The sequence below is a fragment of the Limnohabitans sp. Rim8 genome (genome assembly GCF_945901735.1).
Taxonomy (GTDB): Bacteria; Pseudomonadota; Gammaproteobacteria; order Burkholderiales; family Burkholderiaceae_C; genus Limnohabitans_A.
Window position 1 is genome coordinate 23,213 of record NZ_CAMDLM010000008.1, and the last position, 18,640, is coordinate 41,852.

General features: G+C 60.1%; 15 protein-coding genes and 3 pseudogenes. 5 read left to right on the forward strand and 13 right to left on the reverse strand.

The genetic code is table 11. The features are described from left to right. Positions 1 to 283: 283 nt before the first annotated feature. Entirely contained in the window at positions 284 to 1,045 is a 762-nt protein-coding gene (locus Q0O99_RS05590; RefSeq protein ID WP_293749417.1) for an aspartate/glutamate racemase family protein, read from the forward strand. Between the two features lie 8 nt (positions 1,046 to 1,053). Here Q0O99_RS05590 and Q0O99_RS05595 read toward each other — a convergent pair. From Q0O99_RS05595 to cysT, 3 genes and pseudogenes are all read right to left on the reverse strand, one after another. Further along, positions 1,054 to 2,149 (reverse strand): annotated as a pseudogene (locus Q0O99_RS05595) (sulfate/molybdate ABC transporter ATP-binding protein). 27 nt (positions 2,150 to 2,176) lie between these two features. Further along, positions 2,177 to 3,061 carry a sulfate ABC transporter permease subunit CysW gene (gene cysW, locus Q0O99_RS05600; RefSeq protein ID WP_293749419.1) on the reverse strand — a complete coding sequence of 295 codons (885 nt, stop codon included), beginning with the start codon at positions 3,059 to 3,061 and terminating at the stop codon, positions 2,177 to 2,179. Further along, the gene (cysT, locus tag Q0O99_RS05605) at positions 3,058 to 3,888 is read right to left on the reverse strand and encodes a sulfate ABC transporter permease subunit CysT (RefSeq protein WP_367185209.1); all 831 of its coding nucleotides are present in this window, start codon (positions 3,886 to 3,888) and stop codon (positions 3,058 to 3,060) included. The genes cysW and cysT overlap by 4 nt, the downstream gene beginning before the upstream one ends. Between cysT and Q0O99_RS05610 the strand changes: the two are divergent. From Q0O99_RS05610 to Q0O99_RS05620, 3 genes and pseudogenes are all read left to right on the forward strand, one after another. Then, positions 3,773 to 4,483: pseudogene (locus tag Q0O99_RS05610) on the forward strand (LysR family transcriptional regulator substrate-binding protein). The gene cysT and the pseudogene Q0O99_RS05610 sit on opposite strands and share 116 nt — an antisense overlap. Before the next feature lie 646 nt (positions 4,484 to 5,129). After that, positions 5,130 to 5,981, forward strand: coding sequence for a peptidylprolyl isomerase (locus tag Q0O99_RS05615; RefSeq protein WP_293749423.1), 852 nt, complete (start codon positions 5,130 to 5,132; stop codon positions 5,979 to 5,981). Between the two features lie 10 nt (positions 5,982 to 5,991). Continuing rightward, positions 5,992 to 10,413, forward strand: a complete 4,422-nt coding sequence (locus Q0O99_RS05620; RefSeq protein WP_293749425.1) for a SwmB domain-containing protein — start codon at positions 5,992 to 5,994, stop codon at positions 10,411 to 10,413. Positions 10,414 to 10,577: 164 nt separating this feature from the next. On the opposite strand, the gene rhuM is transcribed toward Q0O99_RS05620, so the two are convergent. Next, positions 10,578 to 11,087, reverse strand: coding sequence for a RhuM family protein (rhuM, locus tag Q0O99_RS05625; protein WP_293749427.1), 510 nt, complete (start codon positions 11,085 to 11,087; stop codon positions 10,578 to 10,580). Positions 11,088 to 11,150: 63 nt separating this feature from the next. On the opposite strand from rhuM, the gene Q0O99_RS05630 reads away from it, so the two are divergent. Continuing rightward, positions 11,151 to 11,399 carry a hypothetical protein gene (locus tag Q0O99_RS05630; protein WP_293749428.1) on the forward strand — a complete coding sequence of 83 codons (249 nt, stop codon included), beginning with the start codon at positions 11,151 to 11,153 and terminating at the stop codon, positions 11,397 to 11,399. 117 nt (positions 11,400 to 11,516) lie between these two features. On the opposite strand, the gene Q0O99_RS05635 is transcribed toward Q0O99_RS05630, so the two are convergent. The 9 genes and pseudogenes from Q0O99_RS05635 to Q0O99_RS05675 all read right to left on the reverse strand — a co-directional run bounded on the left by Q0O99_RS05635 (position 11,517) and on the right by Q0O99_RS05675 (position 18,481). After that, complete coding sequence (locus Q0O99_RS05635) at positions 11,517 to 11,810, reverse strand: hypothetical protein (RefSeq protein WP_293749430.1); 294 nt, start codon at positions 11,808 to 11,810, stop codon at positions 11,517 to 11,519. A gap of 132 nt (positions 11,811 to 11,942) precedes the next feature. Then, a pseudogene (locus tag Q0O99_RS05640) lies at positions 11,943 to 12,062 on the reverse strand (sulfate transporter subunit); the annotation flags it as partial. 34 nt (positions 12,063 to 12,096) lie between these two features. Further along, the gene (locus Q0O99_RS05645; RefSeq protein WP_293749432.1) at positions 12,097 to 12,966 is read right to left on the reverse strand and encodes a TauD/TfdA family dioxygenase; all 870 of its coding nucleotides are present in this window, start codon (positions 12,964 to 12,966) and stop codon (positions 12,097 to 12,099) included. Positions 12,967 to 12,988: 22 nt separating this feature from the next. After that, on the reverse strand, positions 12,989 to 13,534 hold the full coding sequence (locus Q0O99_RS05650) for a hypothetical protein (protein ID WP_293749433.1): 546 nt from the start codon (positions 13,532 to 13,534) through the stop codon (positions 12,989 to 12,991). Further along, the gene (locus tag Q0O99_RS05655) at positions 13,518 to 14,765 is read right to left on the reverse strand and encodes a hypothetical protein (protein WP_293749435.1); all 1,248 of its coding nucleotides are present in this window, start codon (positions 14,763 to 14,765) and stop codon (positions 13,518 to 13,520) included. The genes Q0O99_RS05650 and Q0O99_RS05655 overlap by 17 nt, the downstream gene beginning before the upstream one ends. Before the next feature lie 87 nt (positions 14,766 to 14,852). Beyond that, a complete protein-coding gene (locus Q0O99_RS05660) occupies positions 14,853 to 16,994 on the reverse strand; it encodes a TonB-dependent receptor (protein ID WP_293749437.1) in 2,142 nt (713 codons plus the stop codon). 96 nt (positions 16,995 to 17,090) lie between these two features. Beyond that, entirely contained in the window at positions 17,091 to 17,453 is a 363-nt protein-coding gene (locus tag Q0O99_RS05665; RefSeq protein WP_293749438.1) for a DUF2946 family protein, read from the reverse strand. 37 nt (positions 17,454 to 17,490) lie between these two features. Next, entirely contained in the window at positions 17,491 to 17,970 is a 480-nt protein-coding gene (locus Q0O99_RS05670; RefSeq protein WP_293749440.1) for a copper chaperone PCu(A)C, read from the reverse strand. A gap of 133 nt (positions 17,971 to 18,103) precedes the next feature. Then, a complete protein-coding gene (locus tag Q0O99_RS05675) occupies positions 18,104 to 18,481 on the reverse strand; it encodes a DUF2946 domain-containing protein (protein WP_367185210.1) in 378 nt (125 codons plus the stop codon). Between the last annotated feature and the right edge of the window lie 159 nt (positions 18,482 to 18,640).

Below are 18,640 nucleotides of genomic sequence, written 5' to 3' on the forward strand. Positions count from 1 at the left end.
CACAGAAATGGTGTTTTCTGGCACCATTCTGGTTTGCACCTATGGAGTCTCACCCCAATTTGGTGTTTTCTTTGTATGCAATCAAACTACTAACCAAATTCCGATTGCAGCACCATGACCACCCTTCATCGGCACCAATGCCTCTCGCACCGTGACTGCAGCCCCGGCCCATGTTTTGACCGCAGCCGAGCGCACACCGCAGCAAGGCCAGACATCCCGGTATGGGCTCGCCCCAGTGCACGGGTTGGAGGTCGACGTCACACACTGAAAAGGAACACCCAGCATGGAAACCACCGGATTGCGCCGTTATTTGCTGATCAACCCCAACACCAACCCACTGACCACACAGCGGCTGCAAGAAGTCTTGCAGCCTCAAGTGCCGCCAGGTGTGCAGTTGCTCGTGCAGACTGCCCGATTTGGTGCCCTCTACATTGCCTGCGAAGCCAGCCATGCGGTAGCGGCCCACGCTTGTCTGGATGTGTGGACCACGCACCGCACGTCACAGCAACCGCTGGACGGCGTGTTGATCGGCTGTTTTGGTGACCCGGGTTTGTTCGCACTGCGCGAAGTCAGCGGCTGCCCGGTCACTGGACTGGCCGAAGCCTCGTTCATTCAGGCCAGTACCCATGGACCATTTGCCATTGTGACGGGCGGTGAACGCTGGAAGCCCATGCTGCAGCGCCTGGCCATCAGTCTGGGTTACGGCGCGCAGCTGCGCCACATCGAGACCGTGGCCCCGACCGGGGCCGCGCTGCAGGCCGACCCCGACATGGCCATTCGCTGCCTCAGCCAAGCTTGCCAAAAGGCCGCCCAAAGCGGTGCGGCCAGCATCATTTTGGGCGGCGCAGGCTTGGCCGGTTATGCCCGATTGCTGCAAGCCCACTGCACCCTGCCCCTGATCGACAGCGCGCAAGCGGGATGGGAGGTGCTGCACGGGCAACTGGCCCCCAAAGCGCCAACAGACCATGACGGTTTTTATGCCCCATGGGTGGGGATGCCACCTGCCTTCACACAAGTCCCGGACAAAGTGATTCAAGGTATTTAACGGCCTGGTCAACCCTCGACAAACACCCTTGCCTTGCGCGGTGTCAGCACCAAAGTCTCCCCCTCCTTGAAGTCTTGCTGGCGGTATTGCGATGCCGACAACTGCGCTTCGATGACCGCGTCCTTGCCAAACAGGCCCGCTTCCACGGGCTCCAACTCCAGCCGTGCCACAGGGCCCACCACGATGGCACGGGTCAGCTTGGCCACGATGCCGGTGTGAGCGGTGCCCGATGTGTAACGCGTCACATCCAGGTCCTGCGGGCGCACGTAGGCAAAGGCTTTGGCGTCTTGCACCTGCCCGTGTTCAGGGCTTTCGAGGCGGATGGCGTGCTGGTCGGCACCAATCAGCATCTCGCCTTCGTGGGCGCGGCCATGGAACAGGTTCACATCGCCCAAAAAACCATACACAAAGGGGCTGGCCGGGTGGTCCCACACATCTTGGGGCGAGCCAATTTTCTCAATATTGCCTTTGTTCATCAGCAACACACGGTCGGCTACTTCCAGGGCTTCTTCCTGGTCGTGTGTGACAAAGTTGCTGGTCACGTGCAACTCGTCGTGCAGGCGGCGCAGCCAGCGGCGCAGCTCCTTGCGCACCTTGGCGTCCAGCGCGCCAAAAGGTTCGTCCAGCAGCAGCACCTTGGGCTCAACCGCCAAGGCGCGTGCCAGCGCAATGCGCTGGCGCTGCCCGCCCGACAACTGCGAGGGGTAACGGTCGGCCAGCCAATCGAGTTGCACCAAGCCCAAAAGCTCATGCACCTTGCGCTTGATTTCGGATTCGCTCGGGCGCTGGTTGCGCGATTTTGACGCGCAGGCCAAAGGCCACGTTCTCAAACACCGTCATGTGGCGAAACAAGGCGTAGTGCTGGAACACAAAACCCACCTGACGCTCGCGCACATGGACATGGGTGGTGTCTTCGCCACTGAAGGCGATGGTGCCCTGGTCGGCCGTCTCCAGCCCCGCGATGATGCGCAGCAGCGTAGTCTTGCCGCAGCCCGATGGCCCCAGCAAGGCGACGAGTTCGCCCGACTCGATGTCGAGGCTGACGTTGTGCTAGGCGGTGAAGTCACCAAACTGTTTGTGGACGTTGCGGATTTCGATGCCCATGTTTCAAACCAGAATTTAAAGGTGAAGTCAGTGAGCTGGCTGCTCGGGCGGGGTTTTGGCCGACGCTTGCATTTCTTGGGCGTGACGCCATTCAATGAAAGACTTGATGGCCAGGGTGACCAGGGCCAACAAAGCCAGCAGCGAGGCCACGGCAAAAGCGGCCACCGACTGGTATTCGTTGTAGAGAATTTCCACGTGCAAAGGCATGGTGTTGGTCTGCCCCCGAATGTGGCCCGACACCACCGACACCGCGCCGAACTCGCCCATGGCGCGTGCATTGCACAAAATCACGCCATACAACAGGCCCCATTTGATGTTGGGCAGCGTCACGCGCCAAAAGGTTTGCCACCCCGTAGCACCCAACACGATGGCCGCTTGTTCTTCTTCGCTGCCTTGCGCTTGCATGAGCGGAATCAACTCGCGTGCAATGAAGGGAAAGGTGACAAATAGGGTGGCCAGGATGATGCCCGGCACCGCGAACACGATCTTGATGTCGTTGGCCTGCAGCCAAGGGCCGAACCAGCCGTGGGCCCCAAACATCAACACATAGACCAGGCCCGCTACCACGGGTGACACGGAAAACGGCAAGTCCACCAAGGTGGTCAAAAGCGATTTGCCCTTGAACTCGTACTTGGCAATGGCCCAGGCCGCCACACCAAACACCAAATTGAGCGGCACCGCCACGGATGCGACGATCAGCGTCAGGCGAATCGCCAACCAGGCATCGGGCTCCTGGAGCGCCTCCAGATAAGCGTCCAGACCTTTGCGCAAGGCTTCGGTGAACACCGCCGCCAAGGGCAAGACCAGAAACAAAAACATGAACAACAGCGCCAGGCCAATCAGACTGCGGCGGATCCAGCGGGCTTCGGTGGTGCCCGCCTGGACCTTGTTGGCGGTGAGGGTTGGGCTCATGACGAAGCGCCCGAACGGCGGCGTTGCCAAGTTTGCAAAGCGTTGATGACCAAGAGCAACATGAACGAGATGACCAGCATCACCAAGGCCACAGCAGTAGCGCCCGCGTAGTCGTATTGCTCCAGCTTGCCAATGATGATCAGCGGCGTGATCTCGGACACCATGGGCATGTTGCCGGCGATGAAAATGACCGAGCCGTACTCACCAATGGCCCGCGCAAAAGCCATGGCAAATCCGGTCAGCAGCGCAGGCGCAATGCTCGGGAAAATCACTCGGCTGAAGGTTTGCCAACGCGTGGCGCCCAAGCAAGTGGCCGCTTCTTCGAGTTCTTTTTCGGTGTCTTCCAGCACCGGCTGCACGGTGCGCACCACAAAGGGCAAGCCAATGAAGATCAGCGCAATCACCACGCCATTGGGTTTGAAGGCCAGCTGAATACCCCAAGGCTCCAGGTACTGGCCAATCCAGCCATTGCCCGCCAGCAAAGCCGTCAGCGAAATACCCGCCACCGCTGTGGGCAAAGCAAAAGGCAAATCGACCAAGGCATCGACAAACTTTTTGCCAAAGAAGTCATAACGCACCAACACCCAAGCCACCAGCAAACCAAAAAACACATTGACCAACGCGGCGATCAGCGACGCGCCAAAGGTCAGCCGGTAAGACGCCATCACGCGCGGACTGGTCACGGCGACCCAGAACTGCTCCCAGCTCAGGGTGAAGGTTTTGAAGACTAGGGCCGACAGCGGGATCAGCACGATCCTGCAGCAAAAGGAAGCGCTACAGCAGGAAGCCAGTCTTGAGCAGGGTATTGCGCGGGGAACTCTGCGCATCGCGTCGTTTGGCGCAAGCTCATCCCTGCGCATCCTGCCAGCGTTGATGGCGCAATTCCAGCGCGCCCACCCTCTGGTGGAAGTGCAGATCGATGAAGTGGTGGATGAGGTGGCGGTGCACTGGCTGTTGCAGCGTCGCGTGGAACTGGGTTTTGTGGTCTTGCCCGATGAACGTTTTGACACCTTGCCCGTGGTCACAGACGAGTTGGTGGCCGTGCTGCCGGTCTAACACCCCCTGGCATCCAAGAAAACAGTCAGCGCCAAGGACTTTCACAATCAGCCTTTCATCCGCACTTCGGCGGGCTCCTGTCGGCACATTGATCAATTCCTTGAGGCCCAGGGGGTCATCCCCAAAACGCTGTTTCGGTTTGAGCAATTGACTTCCATGATGGGCTTTGTGGCACAGGTTGATGCCATTGCCATTGCCGCCAGATTGGCATTGCCAGATGCCCCCGCAGGGCTTGCCTATCGCAGCCTTCAACCCCGATGGCCACGCGAGATTGCACTGGCCGCATTGAACTTTGAACGACTGTCACCTGCCGCTCGCGCGTTTATCGAAATCGCAAGCATGCAACGGAAAAAAATTCGGGCTTGACCTGTCAATTTTGGCTCGCTGCGCTGTTTGGCGCAGCGGTACACCCATCGACTGCCCGCCTTGCGCAGCCGAACGAGCGCAAACGGTGGCCGGATGAAAATTGACACGGAAAACAGCCACTGGGCTGCGGGCGACCTCTTCAGTCGCCACCGCTTCTAACACCCCATCGACCGCGCAAACGTGCAAATGCACACGCTCATTCAAGCTGGTGCCCAGTCGATCTTGCAATTGAGCGCTAAAACCGACATCGCCGAGGGCCTGCAACTGAACGCCCCGCTGGGGCATGACCGCCCAAACAAAGGTAAAGTCTTTTTTATTTAAAATAGTGCTTTAGACCAATTTTTCTAAACCCAGTCAGCCAGGCCTTGCAAGTCCCAGCAGTGCTCCCATCACCCAAGAACACGCCCTCTGGCTGGCTTTTGGTGCCCCATCGGTATGGAGCCACCACCGACTAGGCCCGACACAGAGGCCCCAAATAAAGGCTATCCGCACCTTTTTATTCCTTCTCATAATGAATACTCATTTTTCAAAATTACTCATTTTAATTTTATTCATCCTCAGCGCGTGTGGCGGCGGTGGTGACAGCGGTGCTGAGCGCGATGCTTCGGGTGACAACACAACACCGCCAGATACGACCCCGGCAGCCATGTCTGCACGCCTGCTGGCGGCCAACAATGTGCGCTTGACCTTGAGCGGCCTGGGCACCTCGACCGGGCCGATCTGCGTACGCCAAGACGCCATCACCCCAGCGGCCACAGACCCTTGCTTCACCGACCCCAAGGCTTTGGGATTGGTGCAAGACCATGTGATCACCAACGCATCCAACACGCAGCGCGTGGTGCTCACCGCTTGGCTTTTGGCGAACAACACGGTGCGCCGCCACGCCAGACTGAGCGTCCCGGGCAGAACTTGCAGCACAGACGCCTACGCCGCATTGAGCAAACTTTCAACCACACTGCCTGCCGTGTGCATGTTGACGGCCACAGGCACCGGGGCCTTGCGCGAGTCGGTGGTCTTGTTCGAGCCGGTCAAAGCCCCCATCAGCACCGCGAATTTTCTGCGCTATGTGAACCAGGGCTTTTACGACCAAACGGTGTTTCACCGCTTCCTCAAGGGCAGCGTGAACGTGGTCCAGGGTGGTGGTTTTACCCACAACGGCAGCACCTATGTGGACAAGCCCGCCACGCTGACCCGGATCCCTCTGGAATCTACCCTGCGCACTGGGCTGAAAAACGACCAGTACACCCTCGCGATGGCCAGAGGTGATCTTGCAGACTCGGCAACGGCGGGATTTTTTGTAAACACCACCGCCAACCCGGGCTTCAACAGCAAAACGGAGCGCGATGGTTACACGGTGTTTGGCCGCTTCATCCATGGCGAAGGCAGCTGGGCGGAATTGCTGGCCTCTGTTCCCAACACCGCATTCACAGCCGCCGATGGTGGTGCGGTGAACCCCAGCACCCTCGTTCCCCTGCACTGGGCATACCAGATTCAATGAGACCCATGGCATGACTGCACCCCATTCACCCTCCTCACAAGCCCCGGCCTCTTTGGCTTCTTCGCTCGAACAGAACGCCATGCCGTTGCCGCGCAGCAGTGCGCTGGGTTCGTCTTGGGCTCGCCCAGAGCCTGCAGCGGCTGCGACCAGCCCAGGCAGTGTGCACAAAACGCCCCGCCCTCACAAAAAAGACAGCCACCAGGACAATCCTGACGATCTTTCTGACCCGACAGAACTGGCCCAGGAGCCCGCCCTGCCGCAACCAAGCGCAGAACTAAGCACCGACTACAAGTTGGCGCAAGCCACCCCCAGCATGCAGCCTGGGGACTCGGCCGAGCCCCCAGCCGAAGCCTTGAAGGCCAGCGATGCGGCATCCAACACGGTCACCAGTGCCCCGGCTGGAGAACCAGGCCAGCGCTGGTCATCCTTCCTGCAAAAGCCGATGACAGAGCACAGCGGCTCGGCCGTCGCCGCTTGGTTTGGCATTGCACCCACCGGAGCCGTCCTGAGCGGCGGAGCCTTGGCTTTGTTGGCCTTGCAATCCAAATCTGCGCCCGCAACCACACCTCAGCCCGTGCCCGCAGACACCCAAGTTCCCATTTTGCGAAGCGCCGAGATCAACAACGCTGCGGGAAACCAGCTGTTGTTGAGCTTCAACGAAAACTTGAGCACCGCTTTGCCAGCCGCCGGCGCATTTCAAGTCCTGGTCGATGGTGTAAGCACACCCGTCAGCACGGTGGCCCGTGGCACCAACCAAAGCACGGTGTTGCTGACCTTGGGGACACCTGTCAACGGTGCTGGCTCCGTCACTGTCAGTCTGAGTGATGGAAGCCAAATCAAAGACTTGGCTGGCAACACCGCCAACACCTTTCGCGACCAAGCCGTCAGCGTGACCGACCTGGTGCTGCCTACCTTGCTCAGCAGCCAAGCCATCACCAACGCCAACACCTCGATCATTGTCTTGCGCTTTTCCGAGGCCCTCAAAAGCAGCACCGTGCTCGATGCGGCCAACTTCAAAGTCAGTGTGGCCGGTGTCGTGCAGTCCATCACGGCCCAAGAGGTGCTGGGCGACTCGGTGCGTTTGACCCTGGGCAGCAAAATCACCACGGCCAGCCCGGCCATCAACCTGAGTTACACACCGCCCGGCAATGCCAGCCAAGCGGTGCAAGACACGGCCGGCAACCTCGCCGCGCTCATTGGACCGGGGGGCGGCATCACGGTCAGCCACGCGGTGGACACTACAGCGCCCACGCTGAGCTCAGGGAGCGCCATCACCCGCCAAGTCAGCGTGATCCGACTCACCTTCAGCGAAGAGCTCGATCCCAGCCATTTGCCCGTGGCCACGGCTTTTCTGATCAACGTGGCCAGTGGGGGCACCACCCGCTCGGTGTCAGTCAATGGCCTCAAACTGGTGGGCACCGTTTTGGAGCTGAGTTTGGCCAGCACGGTGACCGACAGCTCGGCCGGCTTGCAGGTCATTTACACCCCACCCAGCACTGGCAATGTGCTCAAAGACTGGGCGGGCAATCCTGTGGCCAGCTTGACCAGCAACATCACCACCGTCGACGCGGTGGCCCCGGTGCTTGTGTCCAGCCGCTTCACCAGCGACCGCGCTCTGGAGTTGACCTTCAACGAAGATTTGGCGCCGCAGCTCGTGGGGGCCATCGTCGACAACTGGAGCCTGACGGCCAATGGCGGCGCGGTGCTGAAACCCACCAGTTTCACCGTGTCGGGCAGAACACTGAGCTTGGGTTTTGCCACCGCTGTGCAAAGCGGACAAGCCATCAGCCTGGCCTATGCCGCCCCCACCTCGGATGACACGCCCTTGAACCGCGCGCTGCAAGACACCTCGGGCAACGACAGCGCCAGTTTCACGCGCGATTTGGACTCGACAGGCCCGAGTCTGACCTCGGCCACGGCCAGTGCCAATGGCTTGCAAGTCTTGCTCAATTACAACGAGGCCTTGCTGGTCCCCAACAGCAGCGGCACACCGGTGGTGCCAGCCGTGGCTGCCAGCGCATTTGTGGTCAAGCGCGGCAATGGCAGCAGCATCACCGTCAACAGCGTCACCATTTCAGGTCAGCAAGTGCAATTGAATTTGGCCAGCGCCATCCAGCCGACAGACACCGTCAGCGTCTTCTACACCCCCCCCACCGCCAACGTGGGTGTGGGCAATGCGGCGGTGCAAGACAGCAGTGGCAACGATGCTGCCGCTTTGGGCAGTGGCGTGACGGGTCAGGCGGTCAGCGTGACCGATCTTGTGGCCCCCTCATTGCTCAGCAGCAAGGCCATCAGCAATGCGAACACCTCGATCATTGTCTTGCGCTTTTCTGAGGCCCTCAAAAGCAGCACCGTGCTCGATGCGGCCAACTTCCAAGTCAGTGTGGCCGGTGTCGTGCAGTCCATCACGGCCCAAGAGGTGCTGGGCGACTCGGTGCGTTTGACCCTGGGCAGCAAAATCACCACGGCCAGCCCGGCCATCAACCTGAGCTACACACGACCCAGCGATACCAGCAAAGCGGTGCAAGACACGGCCGGCAACCTCGCCGCGCCGATTGGCTCGGTGGGCGGCATCTCCGTCACCCACTCGGTGGACAACACAGCGCCCACGCTGAGCTCAGGGAGCGCCAACGAGCGCCAAGTCAGCGTGATCCGACTCACCTTCAGCGAAGAGCTCGATCCCAGCCAGTTACCCGTGGCCACGGCTTTTCTGATCAACGTGACCAGTGGGGGCACCACCCGCTCGGTGGCAGTGAATGGCCTCAAACTGGTGGGCACCGTTTTGGAGCTGAGTTTGGCCAGCACGGTGACCGACAGCTCGGCCAGCTTGCAGGTCATTTACACCCCACCCAGCACTGGCAATGTGCTCAAAGACTGGGCGGGCAATGCTGTGGCCAGCTTGAACAGCAACGTCACCACCGTCGACGCGGTGGCCCCGACGTTTGTGTCCAGCCGCTTCACCAGCGACCGCACTCTGGAATTGACTTTCAACGAAGATTTGGCGCCCCTGGGAGCCATCGTCGACAACTGGAGCCTGACGGCCAATGGCGGCGCGGTGCTGAAACCCACCAGTTTCACCGTGTCGGGCAGAACACTGAGCTTGAGTTTTGCCACCGCCGTGCAAAGCGGCCAAGCCATCAGCCTGGCCTATGCCGCCCCCACCTCGGATGACACGCCCTTGAACCGCGCGCTGCAAGACACCTTGGGCAACGACAGCGCCAGCTTCACACGCAGCTTGGACTCGACAAGCCCGATCTTGGGCACCGCCACGACCAGTGCCAATGGCTTGCAAGTTTTGCTCAATTACAACGAGGCCTTGTTGGTCCCCGGCAGCGGCGGTACACCCGTGGCTGCCAGCGCTTTTGTGGTTCAGCGCAATGGCAGCCCCATCACCGTCAACAACGTGACCATTTCAGGTCAGCAGGTGCAATTGAATTTGGCCAGTGTCATCCAACCGGCCGACACCGTCAGCGTCTTTTACACCCCCCCCACCGCCAACATCGGCGTCAACAATGCCGCAGTGCAAGACAGCAGTGGCAACGATGCTGCCGCTTTGGGCAGTGGCGTGACGGGTCAGGCGGTCAACAACAACGCGGTCATGGCGGTTTCGCAGATTCAATTAGGCTCAAAAACCAATCTCCTGGACACGGTGGTGGTGCAATTCAACGATCCCACGGGCACGGGCACCTTGCCTGCCGTCAGCGCTTTCACCGTCAAGGCCGGCACGGTCACGCAAACCATCACCGGCATCAGCCGCGACAGCACCGACAGCACCAAGCTGATCTTGACTTTGAGCGGCACCATCGATGACCCCGGCGCCTTGCTGGTCAGTTACACCGCACCCAGCAGCAACCCCTTCACAGGGGCCAGTGGCAAGGCCTTGCCCACTTTCACCGATCAGCCCTTCGGGCAATTGATCACTTCGACCGATGCTGTAGAAACCTTGTCCGGCGGTGCCGGTCGAGTGGACTACTTTTTGGGCAGCAAGGGCAATGACACCCTGTCGGGTCTGGGGGGTGCAGACCAGTTTGTGTGGCCTGATTTTGGCGACACAGGGCCGGGTGGGTCTACCCAAACTTTGAGAGACTTCGGATTCAAAAAAGGCAGTGGCACTTTACAAGGCAGTGCCGAAGCCGACCTGCTGAACCTGAGCCAGTTACTCAATGGGTATGCCCAAGTCGACGAGGCCAAGTTTTTCAGGGCCATCAAAAATGCCGACAACAAACTGGTGCTGCAGATCGACCACGACGGTGGCACTGCTTTCACGCCCACCGCCAATTTGTTATTTGACAACATCACGTTCACGACCAATGACCAGTTACAGGTCAATGGTCAATTCATCCCCCACACCGTCAACGCCGTCACCAACAACTTGACGTTGGCCAACTTTGTCGAGCACCTGCGTTTGGAAGGCCAATTGGTGGTGCTTTGAAGTACCTGACCGAGTCGTCTCATGCCAGGGCCGCCGCATTGTTGGCACAGCGATAACAGCGCGCGCAACTCTATGGCCGACGCCAACAGCCAAGGCAGCCATTTGTGCCGCACGGCCAGTTGGACCAGGAATTTCGCATACGCCGCTTCGGCGTGGTCCAGTGCTTATTGGTGACTGACTTTGCTTGCGCCTTGCAAGGTTTTGTCGCCCATGGCTGCGGTCCTGTGCTCCAGGTGTGCCAGCCAATCCTTCATGTACGTCGGCTCATGCTTCTGGGCTCGTAATTTCGCCGCATCCAACGAGGCCAATACCCGCGTGTTCAGCCGCTTGAGTTCTTTCGCATCGGGGTCATTCTTGGCATGGCCCATTTTGGTCTTGGTGGTTTGGCTGCCCGCAAAATAGAGCAAGCCCATGAAGTGTTTGCCACCGTCAGTGAGTTGGGCGATCACCTCCATGGCGAGCGCGTTGCCACGCCGGTACAGGATGATTTCGCCTGCTGGCTGCTCGTTCTTGTTGGCTCTCCTTGCTTGTCCGCCACGGCTGCGGCGTGGGCAGCAAAGTGGTGGCTCAGGGTGTCGTTGATGTTGCGTATGGCACCCTCCATCAAACACTTGATGCGGCGACACGGGGCCATCGCTGTGATGTTGTTCTTCCGATTTTTCGGCGCGCCCCATGCATCGATCTTCAATGCGCAGATCTGCAACGCTTGCCAAGAGCGGCCCGACAATCCAGCATGCATGACAAGACCAGTCTCTCAAGGGATGGCCAGCAGCATTTTGGGCGGCGCAGGCTTGGCCGGTTATGCCCGATTGCTGCAAGCCCACTGCACCCTGCCCCTGATCGACAGCGCGCAAGCGGGATGGGAAGTTTTACTTGGGCAACTGGCCCCGCCAGCGCCAATAGACCATGACGGTTTTTATGCCCCATGGGTGGGGATGCCACCCGCCTTCACACAAGTCCCGGACAAAGTGAATCACGGGTTTTAGTCGATCTTCCTTTGCACGAAAGCCAAGAAAAAAGCCAGCTGGTGCGGGGACACACACTGGCTCTGGCTGAGTTATTGAGCCGAAAGGCCGACGCATCGGCCCTCGGCTCAGGGGCCATCACTGACCGTCGGCTTCTGAGCTCTCGTCTTCAAACTCTTCATCGTCCTCGTCGATCGCCGCCATTTCAGCGTACTGGGTGGCCAACAATTGGTTGCGGTAAGCCAAGTAACCACGGCGATGGGTTTCGTACAAGTTGCCAGCGTCGTAGGCTTCGGCTGCCAAACCGTGCTGCTTGGCCGCTTCCAGAAAATGCTGCGCCGCCAAAGCGTGGCACTGAGAAACACTGACAAATTCATCGTCCAAGAGTTCGTCGTGTTCGTGTTCGGCTTCGTTTTGAATGTCGTTCGTCATGCGGTACCCCTTGCTTGAGAGTTGATCGGCAAATGCCGAGATCAAGCTTCCAACATGGACAAGTCTGTGCAGTGACAAAAATATGGCGAGATTGCGTCAACAACAGACGCCCTGCGCAAGCCTTAACGCACATCACTTCTTGGTGTCAATCTGGTCAAAGCTGCCGCTATCAGCAAAGTGGGCTTTGTCGGCTTTTTCCCGGCCACCGAATGCTTGCTCGATGGTGAACAGGTTGAGATTGGCCCACTGCTTGAGCGAGCCGATCTAGCCCATGAGGTCTTCAGATTCAAAACGCCTGATCGACCGTGAACGTGACCCGGTGCAGTTTTCGATGCTGCGGATAAAAATCGGCCACAGCGTAGTGCTGGGTTGAACGGTTGTCCCACACGGCCAGCGTATCAGGCTGCCAGCGCCACCGCGCCTGCACTTCGGGCGCGGTGATCAACGCAAACAGCTGGGCCAAAAGTGCATCACTTTGCGCGCGCGGCAAACCATGGATGTGGGTGGTGAAGGTGGGGTTGACGTACAAAATCTTTTTGCCAGTGACGGGGTGCACGCGCACCACGGGGTGCGTGACGGGCGGGTATTTGGCGCGAGCGGCTTGCAGTTGTTCGCCGCTGGCGTCTTGGCGCAGCAGGTACTCGGTCCAGCCGGTGACCTCCCAGGTGTGCATGGCGCTGAGCGTTTCCAGATAGGCTTGGAAGTCTTTGGGCAAGCCTTCGTAGGCGGTGGTCATGCTCGCCCAGACGGTGTCGCCACCGCTGGCCGGAATGACCTGCGCATACAAGCTGGTGCCCGTGGGTGGATTGGCCTGCCAAGTGATGTCGGCGTGCCAGTTGTTGGAGGCACCGGGACGGTCGCTGGTGCTTTCCACAACCTCTATCTCGGGTTGGCTTTCCACGCGGGGGAAAAAGGCCTTGACCTCATTGACCTGGCCAAAGGTGCGAGTGAACACCACCTGCTGTTCAGGGCTGAGTGTTTGGTCCCGAAAAAAGATCACCTCGTACTGGGCCAAGGCCGCTCTCAGCTCAGTTTGAGCCAACTCGCTCAAAGGCTTCGACAAGTCCAAACCATGGAGCGTGGCCCCGATATTGGGGGTGTAGGGTTCGGCTACAAAACTTTGGTAGGCCGCAGAGGAATGGCTCGAGAAGGTCATCCTTCGATCATGCCAGAGGACTTCAAGCCGGTGACAACCAGCGCTTGAGCATCACTGGCGTCGGCGGGCCGATCACCCGTTGGGTCTGACCTTTGGCATCCACCAACACCACATAGGGGGTGACGTTGGGCCAAGCCGGATCGACCGCTTGGCGGATGGCAGGCTCAAACCCGTCAAAGGCATACATCCGGGTCATGCCCTTGAAATGCGCTGCATGGCGCAAGGCCGGCGGACCCGTGACATCCATCATGACGGCATTCAGCTCAGGCTTGTCTTTGCGCTGTTGCACCGCCTTGTGCAGCACCTCAAATGCGGCAGGGCAGGTGCTGCAATACGAGGTGGTGAACAAATAGGCCGCAGGGCGCGGACCGTGTTGCAAGGCATGCGCCCAGCTGGTTTCATCGAAAGGCAGCACCGTGCGCTGGGCAGGGGCAGCAGCCTTGGCTTGCCCCTGGGGGTGTGCGTGGTGGTGTGCGTGATGCGGTGCTTGCGCCCAAGCCGCCAAGGCACTCAGGCCGAGCGCGGCAGTGCAGATGGCCAGCGCAGTGGTTTTAAAAACGGATGTCATGAACTTGTGTCTCCTGTGTGTTGCGCCAGACCACCACCATGCGCGCGCCACTTTGGGCCAGGCGCGGGTGGTCGTTGTAACCCGTGGCTTGGCCCAAGGTTTTGAGGGTGAAGTTCTGACCGCCATCGGTCGACAGCCAGGCTTTGAGTGTGGTCTGCGCCCCTTCGCTGCTGCGCCAGACCACGGCCACGTTTTGGCCATCGGCCATCACATCGGCGTGCTCGGCCCGCGCATCGGGCAACACGCGCAGGGTCTCGGGCAAGGGCTCGCCTTGCGCATTCAGCCGGGCATAACGCACGGCGGCCTGGTCTTGCCCATTCACTTTGCGGATGCCAAACCAGACGGTGTGGTAACCCGAAGTGGCTGCGTTGAGTGCCAAACCGGGACCGTGGTGCGGACAGGCGTTGATCTGCCAGTCGTCATGTGTGCTGCGCGTGATGCGATTTGCCGGGGCACCTACGCTGGCAAAAGCATGGTCTCGCGTGCTGCTGTCGAACACATGCCGCCAGGTCGCTTGCAGTTGGCCCTGCGGGTTGCGAGCCAGCCCGATGCGGCAGCACTCACACGAGTGGTCGGCCACTTTGGTGTCGGGGCCAAAAGTCTGACCACCGTCCTTGGACTCGTTGCGGTAAATGGCGGCACCGGCGTACTTTTGCGCCGAGCCTTTCGGCGGCTGGTCGCGCTTGTCCACCCACAGCGTGTGCAACACCCCTTGCGCATCAAAGGCCACCGATTCAAAACGGTGGGTGATTTCCTGCCGGTCCTGGTGCACGGTGAAAGGGGCACTGAAAGTTTGCCCGCCATCGCTGCTGCGCAGCATGCGAATGAAGCCCGTGTAGGGTTTGGCCAGCGGCATGGTGTAGCTGATGACCGCCCAGCCCTGGGGGCCAAACACTATTTTTGGGCGACTCTCGCCATCGGCCGCAATCGGGTCAGCGCCAGTGCTCAAAATGCGCGCTTCACTCCACTGCAAAGCCCCGTCCAAGGGTGTGCTTTGCACAAAAAGTTGCGATTGTGCATTCAGGCCCACCGCCCACAAGCGGCCATCGGGGGCAATGGCTGCGCCCGTGGCCAGTTGGGGTCGCTGATGGCGGGCGTGTGGCGCAGACGCTGCAGGCTTGATGGGCTTGGCGGTGTCTTTGACCGGGTCTTGTGCCCCGGCGGGTGGCAAGGCGCACAAGCTGGCCACGGCCAAAATCGACAAGGCGCACCAACGGTTCAAGATGTTCATGGGGTTCTCACAAAAGAGGGCAGTTTGCAAAAAAGGCTTGCGACGACTTGGTCACGTTCAACGCTGCACCGCAAGCCTGGGCACCTGTCAGCGTTGGCCAAAGGACTTGTTCAAGCCCACCATCACGCTGCGCGGCGCACCTGCGGCATAGGTGTTTTGCGTGTTGGGTGTGTAAGCGCCGCTTTTGTAGTTGCTGGACGCGTTGTCCGAATACAGCTTGTCGGTTAGGTTGCGCACTTGACCCCAGACCTCCCAGCCATCGCCCAACTGGTGGCTGGCCGTCAGGTTGAGCAGCGTGTGACCCGCGTAACGCACCGTGTTGGCGTTGTTCATCCAGTAGCTGCCTTGCTTGACCAGCCCCAAAGCCACGCGCGAAGTTGGTGTGAATTTCCAGCCGACTTGGGCCGTGATGGTGTGGTTGGGGGCCTGCGGCATGTCTTTGTCCGAATAGTCTTCGATGGCACCCGCTTTGTCGCTCACACGGTAAGACACAAAAGTATGCTCAGCCCAGGTCGCACCGACGCGCCAGTCCCACTCCCCGCCCCATCCACGCAGATCCTGGTTCAGGCTCAACTCCAAGCCCCGGCTGCGCGTGTTGCCTGCGTTCTTGTTGAAGCTGTTGCCAATGTCCGAGGTGTAAGACACGATGGTGTCCTTGCCACTGAGTTGGTACAGCGCCGAATCCAAACGGATGCCCGAGGCGAGCAAAGCGCGCCAGCCCACTTCCACGTTGTCGTAAGTGGCCGAATTCAATTCGGGAATGGCGGTCTTACCGTACAGCTGGCTGACTTCGGGCGGTGTGAAGCCCATGCTCAGGTTGCTGTACAGGCTGCTGCTGGGGCTGATCGCGTAGGTAGCGCCCAGCTTGGGGCTGAATTTGGCAAAACTGCGCACTTCGTTGGCAGCGCCGAAGTTGGCACCCGGGGTCAGGTTGTTTTTGAAGTCGTAGCGGATGCTGTCATAGCGTCCACCGGCCACGACACGAATTTGCTCGGTGGGGCTGAATTCCAATTGCGCAAACGCGGCATCGTTGGCAATACCCGCGCCGTAGTTGCGCACACCACTGGGGTTGGCCACGCTGTTCAAGGTGTAGCTCATGTAACGGCCGGTGGGCACATCGCGCACGATGGCCAGGTTGTCCGACACATAGTCGTTTTGGCTGCGGTCAATGTAAACACCCGTGACCAGGCGGGCACGCAGCCAGTCCAATTTTTGCTCGTGCTTCACGTCCACACCCAGCGATTCAACGTGGTTGTTGTTCAAGGTCCCTTTGCAGGTGGCGCCCACGCAACCCGAGATGGTGTAGTTGGGCAACTGGCCATGGTCGTTGTTCCGCGCGAACAGCGTCACCGAGGTCAAGCCGCCTTGGGTGGTCTCACCCTCCCACGCCAGGTTGGCGCGGGTCGTTTTGTCTTTGCGCCAAGTGAAGGTGTTGATGCTTTTGCCGGGGTTGGTTCGGAAGTCGTTTTCAAACAAACTGCCGGGCGTGTCCGAGTCCAAGTTGGTGTGCACCAGCGAAGCGCGCAGCCAAGATTTGTCGCTCAGGTTGTAGTCGCCACGCAGGGTGAACGAGTCCTTTTTGCCACCGCTGTACTGCTGCCAGTTGTGGGTGTCGCGTTTCGAGCTGTAGTGTGAGAAACGCAAGCCCAGATCACCCCAGGTGTTGCTGGCTCCCGAATCGATTCGGGTGAACTCATCGGGGTTGTCGTGCCGGATGCCCACATAGCCTGTGGGCGTGCGTGAAGGTCGTTGCGTCAGGAAGTTGACCGCGCCACCCACAGCGTTGCTGCCGTACAGGGACGATGCAGCGCCCTTGACCACTTCCACGCCACTTGAGCCATTCATGTTGGTCTCATTGAGCGCGTTGTGGTTGAACACACCAAGGGGACGAATCGGGATGCCGTCTTCCAGGTACTGGTACACCGCATTGGTGCTGATGGGCTGGCGAATCGCCATGCTGTGCTGCTCGTTGCCCAGATCGTTCCAGTGCACACCGGGAATGCGGTTGATGATCTCGCCCACCGACTTGGGCTTGTCGGCGTCCCACTGGGCGCGGCTGACCGCGCCAATCGACACAGGGGTTTCAGACAGTTTGGTTTCGGAGCGCGAGCCCGAAACCACGATGGTGTCCAGCACGGGTGCAGTTTGGGCCACAGCGTGGCCACTCAGGCTGCAGAACAGGCCGTACACGGCCAAAGACAAAGGCGAAAGAGAGAGGGTATTTTTCATGGCAAGTTTCAAATGGATCGGTCACGACCAGCACACAGGGCCGCAGTGACAACAAGCGCTGAACACCTGGCGGTGTTCAGTCCGGTTCAACCAAGATCAATTCGAAACAGGCGGCCCGCGAGAGGGCAAAGGCGGGGCCGTGCGTGCGGTCAGTACGGCCTCGGGCAGACGCTGCACGGTGTGCGAGCGGGCATCGGGCACATGGGCCAGATCGGCCACCGTGGGCGGCGGCAAAGCGGGCATGGCGTGGGCGCACAGCGGGCAGTCCATGCTGGCGCGCACCTGGGCGTCACCGCCCTCGCCGTGCACCAGCACCTTCATGAGGCCCATGCTGGAGCACACCACGTCCATGGTTTTGGGCTGCAGCGTTGAAGCCAAAACCGACACACCCACAAACAGCACATACCAGACCAGCACAAGGCGGGCCAGACGATGCAGGTGTGCAGAAGTCCAGGTCATGGGCTGATCAGTCGGTCATCAAGCCGTGAAAGGGCGATCAGTGTTTGTGCTTGTGGCCTTCGCCATGCTTCATGGCCGGTGCAGCAGCCGTGCGGGCGGGCACTTTCAGTTCCACCGACTGACGCTTGCCGTCTTTGCCTTCCACCACCAGCGTCACGGGCACGGTGTCACCGTCTTTGACTGGGGCTTTCAGGTCCATCAGCATGACGTGGTAACCACCGGGCTTGAGGTCCACCGCTTTGCCTGCAGGCAAGTCCAGGCTGGGCACGGCGCGCATTTTCATGACGCCGCCGTCCATGCTCATCTCATGCACCTCGACCACACCCGCCACAGGCGACTGGGCCGAGACCAATTTCGCGTCTTGCGCCGATTGCAACTGCATGAAGGCACCGGTGGCCTTTTGCTGGGGCACGGTGGCGCGCACCCAGGCGTCTTTCACAGTGACCTGGGCGTGGGCAGCCAAAGACACGGTCATGGCCAGAAAAAGGGCAGACACAGACAAAGCGGAACGGGACATGGATCACTCCTGGTGGTTATCGAACAGATGGAGAGGCACAGACAGTGCTCGCAGCAAACCCCATAGGGTGGGGTGCAAAGGCACAGGAGACGCCGAAACCGACCCAGCCCCCAACGTTTCAGGGGGCGGTGTTTCAGGCGAAAAAGAAGGGGGGTGCGCGCGCTTGCCAGGGTTGGCCCAGCAAACTGGCCAGCCGCGCCGCGGGCAGGGGCTGCAAGACGTGGAACAAGTTGCCTGTTGGCAAGGGCGCCAACACGTCGGCCGCAGGGTGCGCGATCAGGGGCAGGCAGGCGGGGCAGTCCAGCGCGGTGTGTGCCACCGCCGCATCCAGATTGGCACCTGCAGCGTCCAATTGCACCAGTTTCACGCCGCCAATGGCGCTGCAAACCAGGTGCACGGCTTGCGGCTTGACCAGCGGCGAAGCCACCGCCGCCCCCACAAACAATGCAAACCACACCAGCACGAAGCGGGTGAGGCGGTGGGCATTGCGCAGGGATTGCAGGCTGAACATGAAGGGAATTATGGCACCGAAGGCTCGGGCACCCCCACACAAGGGCTCCGACTGAGGTGATGTTTTTGGGGCAAGGTCTTGAACCCCGGCTCACAGGCATCTTGGTGACGCACAGGTGCTGCAGCTTCGGCTAATCTGTGGTTTTTCAAACCCAACCGG